Origin of the sequence: Pseudomonas sp. AP42 (assembly GCF_001728935.1) — a bacterium.
Classification (GTDB): domain Bacteria; phylum Pseudomonadota; class Gammaproteobacteria; order Pseudomonadales; family Pseudomonadaceae; genus Aquipseudomonas; species Aquipseudomonas lactis.
This window is the reverse complement of record NZ_LYSO01000052.1, coordinates 13,151-27,529: the sequence shown is the minus strand read 5'-3', so window position 1 is coordinate 27,529 and position 14,379 is coordinate 13,151. Positions and strand designations below refer to the sequence as shown.

14 protein-coding genes are annotated in these 14,379 nt (G+C 62.2%); 4 read left to right on the top strand and 10 right to left on the bottom strand.

Features of this window, described 5'->3' with window-relative positions; genetic code table 11:
• Positions 1-233 precede the first annotated feature (233 nt).
• Positions 234-1,406 (top strand): MFS transporter, encoded by a 1,173-nt coding sequence (locus A7K61_RS18240; RefSeq protein ID WP_069558088.1) that lies wholly within the window; start codon positions 234-236, stop codon positions 1,404-1,406.
• Here the strand turns inward: A7K61_RS18240 and A7K61_RS18235 are convergent.
• On the bottom strand, positions 1,400-2,437 hold the full coding sequence (locus A7K61_RS18235) for a dienelactone hydrolase (RefSeq protein ID WP_044273645.1): 1,038 nt from the start codon (positions 2,435-2,437) through the stop codon (positions 1,400-1,402). The two genes, A7K61_RS18240 and A7K61_RS18235, sit on opposite strands and share 7 nt — an antisense overlap.
• A 191-nt stretch (positions 2,438-2,628) precedes the next feature.
• Positions 2,629-3,240 carry an FMN-dependent NADH-azoreductase gene (locus A7K61_RS18230; protein ID WP_034127345.1) on the bottom strand — a complete coding sequence of 204 codons (612 nt, stop codon included), beginning with the start codon at positions 3,238-3,240 and terminating at the stop codon, positions 2,629-2,631.
• Positions 3,241-3,365: 125 nt separating this feature from the next.
• Here A7K61_RS18230 and A7K61_RS18225 point away from each other — a divergent pair, with 125 nt between their 5' ends.
• Positions 3,366-4,274, top strand: coding sequence for a LysR substrate-binding domain-containing protein (locus A7K61_RS18225; RefSeq protein WP_044273644.1), 909 nt, complete (start codon positions 3,366-3,368; stop codon positions 4,272-4,274).
• Entirely contained in the window at positions 4,271-4,627 is a 357-nt protein-coding gene (locus tag A7K61_RS18220) for an MmcQ/YjbR family DNA-binding protein (RefSeq protein ID WP_054895937.1), read from the top strand. The genes A7K61_RS18225 and A7K61_RS18220 overlap by 4 nt, the downstream gene beginning before the upstream one ends.
• On the opposite strand, the gene A7K61_RS18215 is transcribed toward A7K61_RS18220, so the two are convergent.
• Together A7K61_RS18215 and A7K61_RS18210 are read right to left on the bottom strand one after the other, a co-directional pair.
• Positions 4,616-4,999, bottom strand: a complete 384-nt coding sequence (locus tag A7K61_RS18215; protein WP_003191046.1) for a DUF1294 domain-containing protein — start codon at positions 4,997-4,999, stop codon at positions 4,616-4,618. The two genes, A7K61_RS18220 and A7K61_RS18215, sit on opposite strands and share 12 nt — an antisense overlap.
• Positions 4,996-5,826, bottom strand: coding sequence for an undecaprenyl-diphosphate phosphatase (locus A7K61_RS18210; RefSeq protein ID WP_044273643.1), 831 nt, complete (start codon positions 5,824-5,826; stop codon positions 4,996-4,998). The genes A7K61_RS18215 and A7K61_RS18210 overlap by 4 nt, the downstream gene beginning before the upstream one ends.
• 226 nt (positions 5,827-6,052) lie before the next feature.
• Between A7K61_RS18210 and A7K61_RS18205 the strand changes: the two genes are divergently transcribed.
• On the top strand, positions 6,053-7,687 hold the full coding sequence (locus tag A7K61_RS18205) for a methyl-accepting chemotaxis protein (RefSeq protein ID WP_047710779.1): 1,635 nt from the start codon (positions 6,053-6,055) through the stop codon (positions 7,685-7,687).
• 47 nt (positions 7,688-7,734) lie between these two features.
• On the opposite strand, the gene dctM is transcribed toward A7K61_RS18205, so the two are convergent.
• The 6 genes from dctM to A7K61_RS18175 all read right to left on the bottom strand — a co-directional run bounded on the left by dctM (position 7,735) and on the right by A7K61_RS18175 (position 14,373).
• Positions 7,735-9,015 carry a C4-dicarboxylate TRAP transporter large permease protein DctM gene (dctM, locus tag A7K61_RS18200; protein ID WP_014718351.1) on the bottom strand — a complete coding sequence of 427 codons (1,281 nt, stop codon included), beginning with the start codon at positions 9,013-9,015 and terminating at the stop codon, positions 7,735-7,737.
• Positions 9,015-9,647, bottom strand: a complete 633-nt coding sequence (locus A7K61_RS18195; RefSeq protein WP_047710778.1) for a TRAP transporter small permease — start codon at positions 9,645-9,647, stop codon at positions 9,015-9,017. Before A7K61_RS18195 ends, dctM begins: the two co-directional genes overlap by 1 nt.
• A 140-nt stretch (positions 9,648-9,787) precedes the next feature.
• A complete protein-coding gene (locus A7K61_RS18190; protein ID WP_044273640.1) occupies positions 9,788-10,771 on the bottom strand; it encodes a TRAP transporter substrate-binding protein in 984 nt (327 codons plus the stop codon).
• A 215-nt stretch (positions 10,772-10,986) separates the two neighbouring features.
• Positions 10,987-11,805 carry a CoA ester lyase gene (locus A7K61_RS18185; protein ID WP_069558087.1) on the bottom strand — a complete coding sequence of 273 codons (819 nt, stop codon included), beginning with the start codon at positions 11,803-11,805 and terminating at the stop codon, positions 10,987-10,989.
• Positions 11,806-11,819: 14 nt separating this feature from the next.
• Positions 11,820-13,013: a CaiB/BaiF CoA-transferase family protein gene (locus A7K61_RS18180; protein WP_069558086.1), complete on the bottom strand. Its 1,194-nt coding sequence runs from the start codon at positions 13,011-13,013 to the stop codon at positions 11,820-11,822.
• Positions 13,006-14,373, bottom strand: coding sequence for an MmgE/PrpD family protein (locus A7K61_RS18175; protein WP_047710774.1), 1,368 nt, complete (start codon positions 14,371-14,373; stop codon positions 13,006-13,008). The genes A7K61_RS18180 and A7K61_RS18175 overlap by 8 nt, the downstream gene beginning before the upstream one ends.
• Between the last annotated feature and the right edge of the window lie 6 nt (positions 14,374-14,379).

The window sequence follows — 14,379 nt, the reverse complement described above, 5'->3', positions numbered from 1 at the left end:
AAGCCCGCTCCCACAGGGGATCTGCGCCAGGCGCTGATTTTGTGGGCCATGCATAACCCATGTGGGAGCGGGCTTGCCTGCGAAAGCGGTGGTTCAGTTATAGATTCACGGACTGACACACCGCCTTCGCGGGCAAGCCCGCTCCCACAGGGATCTACGGTAGGCGTCCCTCGCTCCTACAGGGAGGCGGGATATGCCATGATGCTTTACCGCCCGCCAGCGATTGAGTATTCATGCCTGCCGCCCCCTCCTCCCTGTCGATCACCCTGCAGATCGTTTCCATCGTCTTCTACACCTTCATTGCCTTTATCTGCATCGGCCTGCCGATCGCGGTGATTCCAGGCTATGTGCACGAGCAATTGGGCTTCAGCGCCGTGATTGCCGGGGTGACCATCGGCTCGCAATACCTGGCCACGCTGCTCAGCCGTCCGATGGCTGGGCGCATGTCGGATAACGTCGGCACCAAACGTGCGATCGTGCTGGGCCTGGCCGGCATTCTGATTAGCGGTGTACTGACCTTTATCGCCACCCTGCTTGAAAGCCTGCCGAGCGTGAGCCTGGGTATTCTGATCGCCGGTCGCCTGTTGCTCGGCGTCGCCCAAGGCTTGATTGGCGTGGGGACTATCAGTTGGTGCATGGGCGCCGTGGGCGCTGAGCACACCGCTCGCTCGATCTCCTGGAATGGCATCGCCTCCTATGGCGCCATTGCCATTGGTGCGCCGTTAGGCGTGGTGATGGTGGCTGACTATGGCTACACCAGCCTGGGTATTGCCCTCGCGGTGCTGGCGGCGTTGGGCCTGGTGCTGATCCGCAATAAACCGTCGGTGCCAGTGGTGCGTGGCGAGCGGCTGCCGTTCTGGGCGGTGTTCGGGCGTATCGCGCCGTTCGGCGCCAGCCTGTGCCTGGCCTCGATTGGCTACGGCACGCTGACGACCTTCATCACCCTGTATTACCTCAATCGCGGCTGGACCGGCGCGGCGTATTGCCTGACGGTATTTGGCGTGTGTTTTATTCTCTCGCGCCTGGTGTTCATTTCCGCCATCAGCCGGTTTGGCGGGTTCACCGCCGCCATCGCCTGCATGCTGATCGAAACCCTGGGCCTGACGCTGTTGTGGCTGGCGCCGTCTACCAGCGTGGCCTTGATCGGCGCCGGGTTGACCGGCTTTGGCTTGTCACTGGTGTACCCGGCGCTCGGCGTGGAAGCCATCAAGCAAGTGCCGGACAGCAGCCGCGGCGCGGGGCTGAGTGCCTATGCGGTGTTTTTCGACCTGGCCCTGGCGATTGCCGGGCCGTTGATGGGCGCCGTGGCGCTGAACCTCGGCTATGGCTGGATCTTCTTCTGCGCGGCCTTGCTGTCGGTCAGCGCGCTCGGCCTGACCGTATTGCTCAGGCGTCGCGCCTACTGATCAGCGGTCTGCAAGCCGGCGCGGGTGGCCTCGCCCAGGGTATGGCTGAAAAAACGCCCGGCCTCGGAGACCAGGTCGCGGTGAATGCCTTCGCGATCGACGCCATCGGCATCCGTGCAAATGGCCGGCATGCTCGCCAATTGATCACTGTCACACGGGGCCATGAACACGAAGTGCCCGGCCCCGGCCAACAGTTTGAAATCCGGGGGCTGCGGCAACTTGCGCGCCAGGGCGGCGGCGTTCTTGTCCACGGCCACCAACTGGTCGCCATCGCCACTGTAGAGCAGCACCGGCACATGCACGTCCGCCAGGGTGTGGCGGCCAAACATCAAGCTCAGCGGCGCCATCAGCATCAAGGCATGGATGCGCGGATCGGCCTGGGGTTGCAAATCGTCGCGGTCGACCACCAGCTCGCCCTTGGTGGTGCACGCGTCGCGGTCTTCGGGGCGCTCTTGGCAGTAGCGGCGCAGACGTTCGAAATCAGGCTTGGCGCCGGCCAGGATCAATGCCGTCTCGCCACCGGCGGAATAACCGATGACGCCGATCTGATCGATATCCACAAAGGGCGATAGCATCGGCTCGGCCAACGCGGCGGTGATCGCCTGGGATATCTGGATCGGCCGACCATATAAATTGCTCACAGTGCCCAGGCGGCTGTGGTCCTTGTAGTTGTCCCCGGGATGCAGCACCGCCACCACCACAAACCCCTTGCGCGCCAAGGCGGTGGCCAGGTCATGCAGGGCCAACGGCGTGCCGGTATTGCCGTGGGACAGCATCAGCATCGGGAATCGCCCGATCGCCACCTTGGCATCTTCGCTGGCCGCCACATGGTAGGCGCCCAGCGCGGTGGAGCGCTCGGCATCGGTAGAGGGGTAGAACGCGATGGCTTTCATCGGCTGCGCATCCAGCGGGTCGAGAAAACTCATGCGATGAAACCCCACGCTCCAATGGGGGTGCGGTGCCGGCGCGGCGTGCACTGAAACCAGGCCGCCAATCAGGGAAAGAACCAAAACAGCACAAAGACGCATCATGGGGATGTCCACCTTTGCTGCACAAGAACCGGCCTGTCGAATAAAAAGTCCAGGGTATCGAATGGATGTCTGCATAACCTGGGCCACAACGAAAAAACTCCGTACTCCGCTCGCGCTCAGGCGATCAGAATACAGAGTTTAGGCGCTCGGTTTCAGATTGAAACCGAGGACAGAGCAAATTTACATAAGCCTTACGCAGCGGCGAACAGTTGCTCGTTGATGCGCACATTGGCGTCGCTCATGGCTTTGCTGCGCACTTCATCACCGTAGGCCAGGCCTTCAGCGCGAACAATCTCAATGTCGGTGATGCCCAGGAAGCCGAACAGCAGCTTCAAGTAGCCTTCGTGGGCAGCGCCCGAAGCTTGGTCGGCATGCAGGCCGCCGGCGGTGGAGACAATAATGACTTTTTTGTTGCCGCACAGGCCTTCAGGGCCGGCTTCGGAGTAACGGAAGGTCTGGCCGGCCACTGCGATGCGGTCAATCCAGGCTTTCAATTGGGTGGGAATGGTGAAGTTGTACATCGGCGCACCGACTACCACCGCATCGGCGGCGAGAAACTCAGCCAGCGACGATGCACTCAATTCAGCCTCGTGCTTTTGCGCCGCATCGCGCAGTTCGGCAGCAGTGCCCAATGCGCCCAGGGTAGCGCCAGAGAAATGGTTGATGCCTTCGCTGGCGAGGTCGCGGTAGGTCACTTCCACACCAGGCTGAGCAGCTTGCCATGCCTTGACTACGCCGGCGCTGAGCTGACGGGAGGCCGAGTTGTCGCCGAGGATGCTGGAATCGATGTGCAACAGTTTCATGATGGATCTCCGAGGTGGGATCGACAGTGGCGATCAGATGGTGGTGATGCTACGCATGAAACCAATGGTCGATAAGCCATCTGAAATGCGATAGTTTGTCCCACTGACAGGACAATAGGCCCACCATGCAAGACCTCAACGACCTCTACTATTTCGCCAAAGTCGTCGAAGCCGGCGGTTTTGCTGCGGCTGGCCGGCTGCTCGGGATTCCAAAATCCAGGCTGTCACGGCGCATTGCCGAGCTGGAAGACCGCCTGGGTGCACGCCTGCTGCAACGCACCACCCGGCAACTGACCCTCACCGCCGTGGGTGAGCGCTATTTGCGCCACTGCCAGGCCATGCTGCTGGAAGCGGAAATGGCCGACGAGGCCGTGGCCAGTATGTCCAGCGAGCCGCGTGGGCGGCTGCGGGTCAGTTGCCCGGTGGGCCTGGCCCAACACATCCTGCCGGAGTTGGTGGCAGGTTTTCTGGCCGCCCACCCGTTGGTGCAGTTGGACATGACCCTGGTGAACCGCCGCGTCGACCTGGTAGCCGAGGGCATTGATGTGGCACTGCGCGTGCGCGAACACGGCGATGAGGACCCCTTGCTGGTGACCAAACGCCTGCGCCGGGCGCACACCGTGCTGGTGGCCAGCCCCGCGTTCATGCGTGATCGGCAGGTCGAAACCCTGGAAGACCTCAAGCAATTGCCCATACTCGGCGCACTTGAGGCCGACCGAATGGTGCATCAACGCATCATCGACCCCCAGGGCAATACCCATGAGCTGGTGATGGAAGCGCGCCTGGGCATCGAAGACTTTATCGTGCGCAAGGCCAGCGCCATCATGGGTGTGGGCTTTACGATACTGCCGATGATGTACTGCGAAGAAGAACTGGCCAGCGGCCGCCTGGTGCAACTGCTGCCGCAATGGTCATTACCAGGCGGCTGGCTGCAAGCGGTCTACCCGCACCGGCGCGGCGTGCTGCCGGCCATCCGGGCCTGGATCGACTACCTGGAAGAAGGCTTCAAAGGCTGTGGAGATCGGCTGTTATGAGCATGACAGAAGAACAAGTCGCACGTTTTTGCCTGAGCCTGCCAGGCGCACGGGAAGACTATAAATGGGGCGGCGTGCGGGTGTTCTCGGTTGCTGGCAACAAGATGTTCGCCTTGCAGAACCTGCGCGGTGAGTCGCTGGCCTTCAAGGTCGACAAGGAGCTGTTCCTGGGCCACGTCGACCGGCCGGGCATTCACCCGGCGCCTTACCTGGCGAGGGCACAGTGGGTCATCATGAACACGCCCTACCCTTTGGGCGCTGAGGAACTGCGCGGCTTGTTGCAGCGCTCCCACCAGTTGGTGGTGAGCAAGCTGCCCAAGCGCACGCAGATTGGCTTGCGGTTAGAGGATTGACAGCAAGGTGCCACCGAGGAACAGCTGGTCCAGCCAGAACACCTGGTGCAACAGCACAATCACCCAGAACAACACCTGGTAAGACACCTTGCGCGTCTTGTGCCGGAACACCTGCTGGGCGATCAACGCCCCCGGCCAACCGCCGGCCAGCTCCACCGCATGCAGGATGTTTTCCGGGGTGCGCCAGCCTTCAGTCTGGGCCTTGCGCTTATCGCTCCAGTACAGGAAGAACGCCACCACGCTGACCACGCCGTACGCCATCAACGGGATGACCGTTTCACCGCGATACCACAGCAACGCCGAGCCCAGCAGCGGCGCGGCACACAGCAGCACAAAGAGCAGCGCCTTCAGGCGTGGATGCTGGATGCTCATGGCTTGACCGCAGTCCAGTCGATCCAGCCGAACTGCCAGGTCGCCAGGATCACCAGACCAAAGGCAATCCGGTACCAGGCAAACGCCGCGTAGCTGTGGCTGGCGATGAACTTGAGCAGGGCCTTGACCGCGATCATCGCGAAGATGAACGAGGTGACAAAGCCAATGGCGAACACTGGCAGGTCCGCGGGCTGGAACAGGTCACGGTATTTATAGCCCGAGTACACCGCCGCACCGACCATGGTCGGCATCGCCAGAAAGAACGAGAACTCGGTGGCGGTCTTGCGCGACAGGCCGAACAACAGCCCGCCAATGATCGTCGCACCAGAGCGCGAAGTGCCGGGGATCATGGCCAGGCACTGGGCCAGGCCGACCTTCAGGGCGTCTTTCCAGGTGATGTCATCGACGGTCTCAGCCCGCACTGCATGTTGGCGGCGTTCAGCCCACAACATGATCACGCCGCCCACCACCAGCGCCGTGGCCACGGTGATCGGGTTGAACAGGTAATGCTTGATCAGGTCGGCGAAGATCACCCCCAGTACCACTGCCGGCAATACGGCGATGATCAGGTTGACGGTAAAGCGCCGGGCTTTGGGCTGGGTCGGCAGGCCGATAACCACGTCAAAGATCTTGCGTCGAAACTCCCAGACCACCGCCAGGATCGCGCCCAGCTGGATGATGATGTTGAAGGCTTCGAAACGCTCGCCGCCAAAATTGATCAGGTCGGCGACGATGATCTGGTGGCCGGTGCTGGAGATCGGCAAGAACTCCGTAAGCCCCTCTACGATGCCGAGAATCAATGCCTGTATGGCGGTCCAAAAATCCATGCTGTCTCCAAAGGTCATGCACGGGGCATGCCTCTTAGTCTTTTTTAAGTTCACTGACGACGAGCGCACACAAGCGCCCGCGGTTGATTCTCAACGCCGGTCTGCAAAAATTCCGTGAAAAATCAGGCAGTACTCAGGTTTTTCGATTCCGGGCCGAAAGCCTATCAGACACGCCGGAAATCTCGAAGCAGCACCACAATTATAAAGAGCAGGGAGTGACAGGACGATGAACAGTTTGCGCAGCATGTCGATCAGCCGCCGCCTTTGGCTGATCCTGATAGTCGCCGTGTTGATGCTGCTGGCCTTGGGGCTGTTGATGCTCAACCAGATCCACGGCGACCTCTACCAAGCCAAGCGCCAGCAGACCCAGCACGTGGTACAGACCGCCAGTGGCGTACTCAGCTATTACCAGAACCTGGAAAAAACCGGCGTGCTGACCCGCGACGCCGCGCAACAACAGGCCTTGAGCGCGGTGCGCGGCCTGCGTTATGACCACGATGATTACTTCTGGATCAACGACCTCACCCCCGTGATGATCATGCACGCGGCCAACCCCAAGCTCGACGGCCAGAACCTCTCGGCGATTCGCGACCCGGACGGTTTCGCCGTGTTCAACGAATTCGTGAGCCTGGCCAAGGCCAAGGGCGCCGGCATCGTCAACTACCGCTGGCCAAAGCCCGGCGCCGAAGCGCCGGTGGAGAAAACCTCGTACATCCAACTGTTCGAACCCTGGGGCTGGATCATCGGCTCCGGCGTCTACGTGGACGATGTGCAGGCCGAATTCAGGGGCCAGGTGTGGAAAGCCTCGGCTATTGGCCTGGGTATTGCGCTGATGATGGCCCTGCTGGTGGTGCTGATTGCCCGCAGCATCGTGCAGCCGTTGCAGGCGGCGGTGAATGCCATGGGCAATATCGCCAGCGGCGAAAGCGACCTGACCCACAGCCTCGACACCCACGGCCGTGACGAGTTGACGCAACTGGCCCAGCACTTCAATAGCTTCACCGCCAAGCTACGCCAGGTGGTCGGCCAGTTGCAGGTGTGCGCGAACGCCCTGGGCCAGTCGTCCACCGAGCTGGGCCACAACGCCAGCCAGGCCCATGACCGCAGCCAGCAGCAATCGCAGCAGATGGAACTGGTGGCCACCGCCATCAACGAAGTCACCTACGGCGTGCAGGACGTGGCCAAGAATGCCGAGCACGCTGCCAGCGAAATGCGCGATGCCCAGGCCCAGGCACAACAGGGCCAGGTCAATATCGACGGCAGCTTGCAGCAGATCGACCAGCTCTCCACCACTATCAGCCAGGCTGTTGAGGTGATCCGCACGCTCTCCAGCGAAAGCACGCAGATCGGCGGCGTACTGGAAGTGATCCGCTCCATCGCCGACCAGACCAACCTGCTCGCCCTCAACGCCGCCATCGAAGCCGCCCGCGCCGGTGAACAAGGCCGTGGGTTTGCGGTGGTCGCCGATGAGGTGCGCCTGCTGGCCCAGCGCACGCAGAAATCCACCGCCGAGATCCAGGTGATGATCGAGCGCCTGCAAGGCCACTCGGAAGCAGCGGTCAAGGTGATCAGCGACAGCCACAGCGCCTCGCAACTGACCATTGAACAAGCCGGCCAGGCGGGCGCGAGCCTCACCGCCATCGGCCAGGCGCTGCACAATCTCAACGGCCTGAATGCCTCGATTGCCAGCGCCACCCTGCAACAGGCCCACGTGGTGGAAGACATCAACCAGAACGTCACCCAAGCGGCCGGGCTGTCCCACAGCACCGCGCTGGCGGCGGAGCAATCGAGCGTGGCGAGTGCACAGTTGCGTGGCTTGAGTGAACAGCTGGATGGGCTTTTGCGTCAGTTCAAGGTCTGACGCCCCTCAACGGAGGGAGAGCTGCCCTCTCCCACCGTCCAGCGGCCTCACATCCCCAGCCACTGCGGCAGCGCGAGGGAAATGAACGGCAGGTAGGTGACCATGATCAGGAACACCAACAGGATCATCAGCCACGGCATCGCCGCGCGGATGGTCTGCCCCAGGGTCAGCCCCGTCACCGCCGAAGTCACGAACAGGTTCAGCCCCACCGGTGGATGTACCAGGCCGATTTCCATGTTCACCACCATCACGATGCCCAGGTGAATCGGATCAATACCCAGCTTCATCGCAATCGGGAAAAAGATCGGCGCCAGGATCAGCACAATGGCCGAAGGCTCCATAAAGCTGCCGGCAATCAGCAACACCACGTTGACCATGATCAAAAAGCCAATCGGCGTCAGCCCTTCGGAGATCACCCAGGCGGTAATTTGCTGGGGAATCTGCTCGGTGGTCAGCACGTGGGCAAACAGCATGGCGTTGGCGATGATGAACATCAGCATGATCGACAATCGCCCGGACTCCAGCAGCACTTTGGGGCAGTCGCGCAGCTTCATGTCCTTGTAGACGAACAGCGCGACAAACGCCGAATACACCGCCGCCACCGCCGCCGCTTCGGTCGGGGTGAACATGCCGCTGTAAATGCCCCCAAGGATGATCACCAGCAGCAACAGGCCCCAGAATGCCCGGCGTGCGCAACTCAGCCACTCACGGAACGTCGCCCGGGGTTGCGCCGGCAGCTTCTTGATGCGGGCGACGATGTAGATCGCGACCATCAACATCAGGCCCAGCAGCAAACCCGGAATCACCCCGGCCATGAACAGCTTGCCCACCGAGGTTTCGGTCGCCGCCGAATACACCACCATCACAATCGACGGCGGAATCAGAATGCCCAAGGTCCCGGCATTGCAGATGATGCCCGCCCCAAACTCCTTCGGATAACCGGAACGCACCATGCCTGCCACGGCAATCGAGCCCACTGCTGCCACCGTGGCCGGTGATGAGCCGGACAGCGCCGCAAACAGCATGCACGCCAGCACCGCCGCAATCGCCAGGCCACCGCGGATATGCCCGACACAGGCGTTGGCAAAGTCGATCAGCCGCTGGGCCACGCCGCCGGTGGTCATGAAGGCACCGGACAACAGGAAAAACGGAATCGCCAGGAAGGTGTAGGCGTCGCTGGTTTCAAACAGCTTGATCGCCAGGGAACTCACCGAGTCCTGGCTGAACATCAGGATCGACACCGCACCGGACAGCCCCAGGGCAATCGCAATCGGCACGCCCAGAAACATGAACACGAACAACAGCAGAAACAGACAGAGCACGGCCATCAGTGACGCTCCTCATGGCTGCCGGCCAACTTGCTGGCCTCACCGGCCTCGTCGGCCAACCCCAACCCGACCTGGCGGTGGGTAAAGATGCGGTAGAAAATTTCCAGGTAGCGGATCAAGACCAAGGCAAAGCCAATGGGCACGATCACCACGATGTCGCCGACATCGATACCGAACTGGTCGAGGTCTTCGGCGCCGATATGCGCGGTCATCACCGCACTCACCCACTTGTAGCTGGCCACCATGAACAACCCGGCATAGGCCAGGCAGCACAGGCACGCGAGCATGCCGAGCAGGCGTTGCACCGGGCGCCGAGTCAGCCGCACCAGCGCGTCCACGCCCAGGTGGCCTGCGGTGCGCACGCCGTAAGAAATGCCGAAGAAAATCAACCAGCCGAACATGGCCTTGGTCAGCGCCACGCTCCAGGTCATCTCTTGGGCCAACGTCATGGTGCCGTCGCCCAGGGCATTGAAGAAGGGGCTGCTCCAGGCCCATTTGTCGGCCAGGGTAAAAAACAGGGTGTAGACGTTGTTGAGCATGACGTAGACGAATGTCACCAGGGTCATGGCGGCCAGCAGGAACGCAATGAAGCCTTCCTCCAGGTGCTCCCAGACGCGCCTTAGCGTTTGCATGGCAAAACCTCGCGAGGCAGAGATAGGTAAAAAACCAGGTCAACCTGTGGGAGCTGGCTTGCCTGCGATAGCGGTGAACCAGCCGCCAGTTGTATCAACTGACACACCGCAATCGCGGGCAAGCCCGCTCCCACAGGGGATTACTGGTTGGAAGCGTCCGCCGCCTTGATCAGGTCAGCCCCAATCTCGCCCTCGAACTTCTGCCACACCGGGCGCATGGCTTCGCGCCACAGCGCACGTTGCGCGGGGGTCAGTTCGATGATTTCGCTGGTCTTGGCGTCGATGATCTTCTGCTTGGCCGACTGGTTCAGCGCTTCGGCCTGCTTGTTCACCTCTACGGTAACCTCGGCCATGATCTGCTCCAGGGTGCTGCGCACATCCGGCGCCAGGCTGTTCCAGAATTTTGCGTTGGTGATCACCATGTAGTCGATCAGGCCATGGTTGGACTCGGTGAAGTACTTCTGCACTTCATTGACCTTCTGGCTTTCATAATTCGACCAGGTGTTCTCGGTGCCATTCACGGTACCGGTCTGCAGGCCCTGGTAAACCTCGGCAAAACTCATCTTGCGCGGGTTGGCTCGGATCGCCTTGAACTGTTCTTCGAGCACACTGGAAGCCTGCACGCGGAACTTCAGGCCACGGGCGTCCTTGGGTTCATGCAGGGCCTTGTTGGCAGAAAGTTGCTTGAGACCGTTGTGCCAATAGGCCAGGCCGAGGATGTTTTTATCCTGCATCGAGGTCAGCAGTTGCTTGCCCTGGGCCGCCTGGAAACGGTCGACGGCGGCCAGATCGTTGAACAGGAACGGCAAGTCGTAGATCTGCACTTGCTTGGTGTAATGCTCGAATTTGGCCAGGGAGGGCGCCAGCATCTGCACATCGCCCAGCAGCAACGCTTCCATTTCCTTGCCATCGCCAAACAGCGACGAGTTCGGGTACACCTCGACCTTGACCTTGCCGGGCAGGCGCTCTTCAGCAAGTTTTTTAAACAGCAACGCGCCCTGGCCTTTAGGGGTGTTTTCGGCAACCACGTGGGCGAACTTGATCACAATCGGGTCTGCCGCCTGGGCCAGGCCCGCGGTAAACAACGTGGCGGCGCACAGCAGCGCCCGGGAAAGCTTGAACATGGGAATCACCTTCTTATTGTTGTGTTGTAAGGCAAGGTGCCTGATGAAACGCGTGTCGTGAATTTCGAATTTTAGATACCTGCGTTCGGCCAGGGCGAACGCGTCCAGTGTGGCAGCTGGCTTGCCTGCGATAGCGGTGTGTCAGGGAACACAAACATTGACTGTTCTGCCGCTATCGCAGGCAAGCCAGCTCCCACATTTGGCTCCAGGTTCCGTCAGTCAGAGCTGGCAGTGAGCAGCCGTTGCGCGCGCAGCAACACCGGCGCATCCACCATCTGCCCATCAATCTGATAAGCCCCTGCCCCATGGGCGCCCGCCTCCACCACCCGCTTGGCCCAGGCCAGCTCTTCGGCGCTCGGCGCCAGCGCGGCATGGATCACTGCGACTTGCTTGGGATGAATGCACAACGCGCCGGCAAAGCCCATTTCATAAGCGTGCCGGATCGAGCGGTGCAGGCCTTCGGGGTCGTCGATGGCCGGGTGCACGCCGTCCAGCGGCGGCGCCAGGCCCGCGGCGCGCGAATGCACGATCAGCGCCAGGCGCGCCTGGTCGAGGGCCAATTCGGCCGCGCGGGAGTGACTGCTCAGGTTGAGGTCCAGCGCCAGGTCCAAGCCGCCGAACGACAGGCGTTCCACCTGGGGCGCCTGGGCAATCTGCGCCAGCGCCAGCAAACCCCGTGCGCTTTCGATAATCGGCCAGATACGTTTGCCGGTCGCAGCCACCACCGCCACCTGGGCCGCGCTTTCGACCTTGGGCAGCAACACCCCCGCCACATTTGCATGGGCCTTGCAGAAGGCGACATCGGCAAAATGCTCGACATGCTGGGGCGCGTTGATGCGTACCCACACCTGGGCTTCGGCATGCGCATGCAAAAATACGCCCAGATTATCCCGAGCCTGACGCTTGAGCGGCTCTTCCACCGCGTCTTCGAAATCCACAATCACTGCGTCGGCGCCGCTGGCCAGGGCCTTGGCAAACCGCTCCGGGCGGCTGCCCGGCACAAACAGCGCAGAACGTACTAATGGCTTTGGCATCACTTGATTCCTGATTAGATAACGCCGCGCTCGCGCAGGCTGTTAATGGCCTCAACGGAGTAACCCAGCTGATCGAGGATGCCTTGGCTGTGTTGCCCCAGCGCTGGCACGCCGTCCATGCGCGGGGTAAACGCAGCGTTACGCGCCGGTGGTAGCAGCGACGGCAACGGCCCCGCCGGGCTGTCGACTGTGCGCCAGCGGTCGCGGGCCTTGAGTTGCGGGTGGTCCCACACGCCTTGCATGTCATTGACCCGGGCACTGGCAATCTGCGCGTCTTCCAGGCGCTGGATCACCGCCTCGACGTCCAGTGGGGCAAAGCGCTCCACGATGATCTGGCGCAGCACCTCGCGGTTGGCCGAGCGCTTGAAGTTGGCGCTGAAGCGCTCGTCCGTGGCCAGCGACGGGCTGAGCAGCACTTTGTCGCAGAACGCCGCCCATTCGCGCTCGTTCTGCAAGCCGAGCATCACCGTGCCGCCGCCACCAGTGGGAAACGGCCCGTAAGGGTAAATCGTCGAATGCGCGGCACCCGCACGCGGTGGCGGCGGCGCGCCGTCGAAGGCGTAGTACATCGGGTAGCCCATCCACTCCACCAGGCTTTCAAGCATGCTCACATCGATGCGGCTGCCCTGGCCGGTTTTGCCGCGCAGCAGCAGCGCCGACAGAATGCCGCTGTAGGCGTACATCCCGGCCGAGATGTCCGCGATAGAGCAACCGGCCTTGGCCATCTGTTCTTCATCTGGGCCACCGGTCACCGAGAGAAACCCGCCCTCGCTCTGGATCAACAGGTCGTAGGCTTTCTTTTTCTCGTAGGGCCCGCCTTCGCCGTAGCCGGAAATATCGCAGACGATCAGCCGTGGAAAGCGCGCGTGCAGCGCCTCGAACGATAAGACCATGCGCGCCGCCGCGCCGGGGGCAAGGTTCTGCACCAGCACATCGGCGTCGGCCAGCAGCGCATCCAGAATGGCGCCCGCCTCGTCCTGCTTGAGGTCCAGGGTCAGGCTTTCCTTGGAGCGGTTGGTCCAGACGAAATGCGACGCCAGGCCACGCACCCGCTCGTCATAGCCACGGGCGAAGTCGCCGGTGCCGGGGCGCTCCACCTTGATGACCCGGGCACCCAGGTCGGCCAGTTGGCGCGTACAGAATGGCGCGGCAATCGCGTGTTCCAGGCTGACGACGGTGATGCCGTCCAGCGGTCGTTGTTCAGTCATCACAAATTCCTCCAAGCCAATGGGCCATGGACGCGGTAGTGCGCAGGTTCCACACCTGCTCGATCAGGCGGTTGGCCTGGGCCGGGGTGCGGGCGCCGCTGAAGTGGGCCAGGCGCTGGAACTTATCCGCCAGCTCGGCACGGCTCAGGGTGTTGCCCGGGTCGCCCTTGGGTTCATCAATGGCACCGTGCAGCGTGCGGCCATCGGTGGTGGTGACCGTGACGCGGCCCAGCCAGCGTTGCGGGTAGGCGCTGTCGACTTCCGGGTCCAGGGTCATGCTGACCTTGTCGCGAAACGCCGCGACCGCAGGATCGGTCAACGCCAGCTCATGGAATTCAGGCAACCCGGCTTTGCCATGCACAGCGATCAGGCCGAGCACGGTGCCCATGGAGAATTTGGCCTGGTGCACGGTGGCCGGTACCGTCACTCGGCCGAGTACGTCGATGGCGCCTTGGTGCACGTGGGTTTGCACCTGGGAAATCTGTGCAGCGCTCAAGCCTTCACGCTGCATCACGTCCAATAGCGCATCGGCAGCGGGATGGGTGTGACGGCAGGAGGCGTGGAACTTGAACGAGGTTTCTACCAGTGCCCAACGGCTGCCCAGGTCGGCAGACAATTTGCCCGGCTCGGCATCACTGGACATGCCGGCGGCCAAACCCTGGTCGCCTTCAAGAATATTGCGCGCGCCGGTCAGCCCATCGGCCGTCAGGTAAGCCGCCAGCAAGCCGTCCGCCGCCGCCTTGGCCGTGTGCAGTTGCTTGGAGTCGGCGGCATCGCGCAGAAACTCCCACAGCCCGGCGGCCTGGGTGCCGGCGCTGCCGAGCAGGTTGATGAATTGCTCTTCGTTGAAGTCGAGCAACTTGCCCACCGCGACCGCTGCCGCCAGGGTGCCGACCGTGGCCGTGGTGTGGAAGATGCGGTAGTGGGAACGGCCCAGGAACTCACCGATGCGAATCCCCGCCTCATAGCCGGCCACCGAGGCCAGCAACAGTTCACGGCCAGACTTGCCGAAGTCCTGGGCAGCGGCCAACGCGGCGGGAAATACCACAGTGGCGGGGTGCAGCACCGAGCTGTTGTGCAGGTCATCCTGCTCCACCAGATGTGAGGAGGCGGCGTTGACCAGGGCGGCAAAATACGCGCTGGTGCCGGTGCCGTTGACGATCACCTGGGCCGGGCCGCTGCTCGGGCCCATCTTCTGTGCGTAGCGTTCAAACAGGGGAATCGGGTGCGCGCCCTGGCTGGCCAAGGCGGATGCGAGCCAATCCAGGTAAAGCTCTTCGGTGCGCGCCAGTACGTGCTCGGGCAACTGCGCGTAAGTCAGCTCGGCCAGGAACCGGCAAAGGGCTTGGGTATGATGCATGCTCAA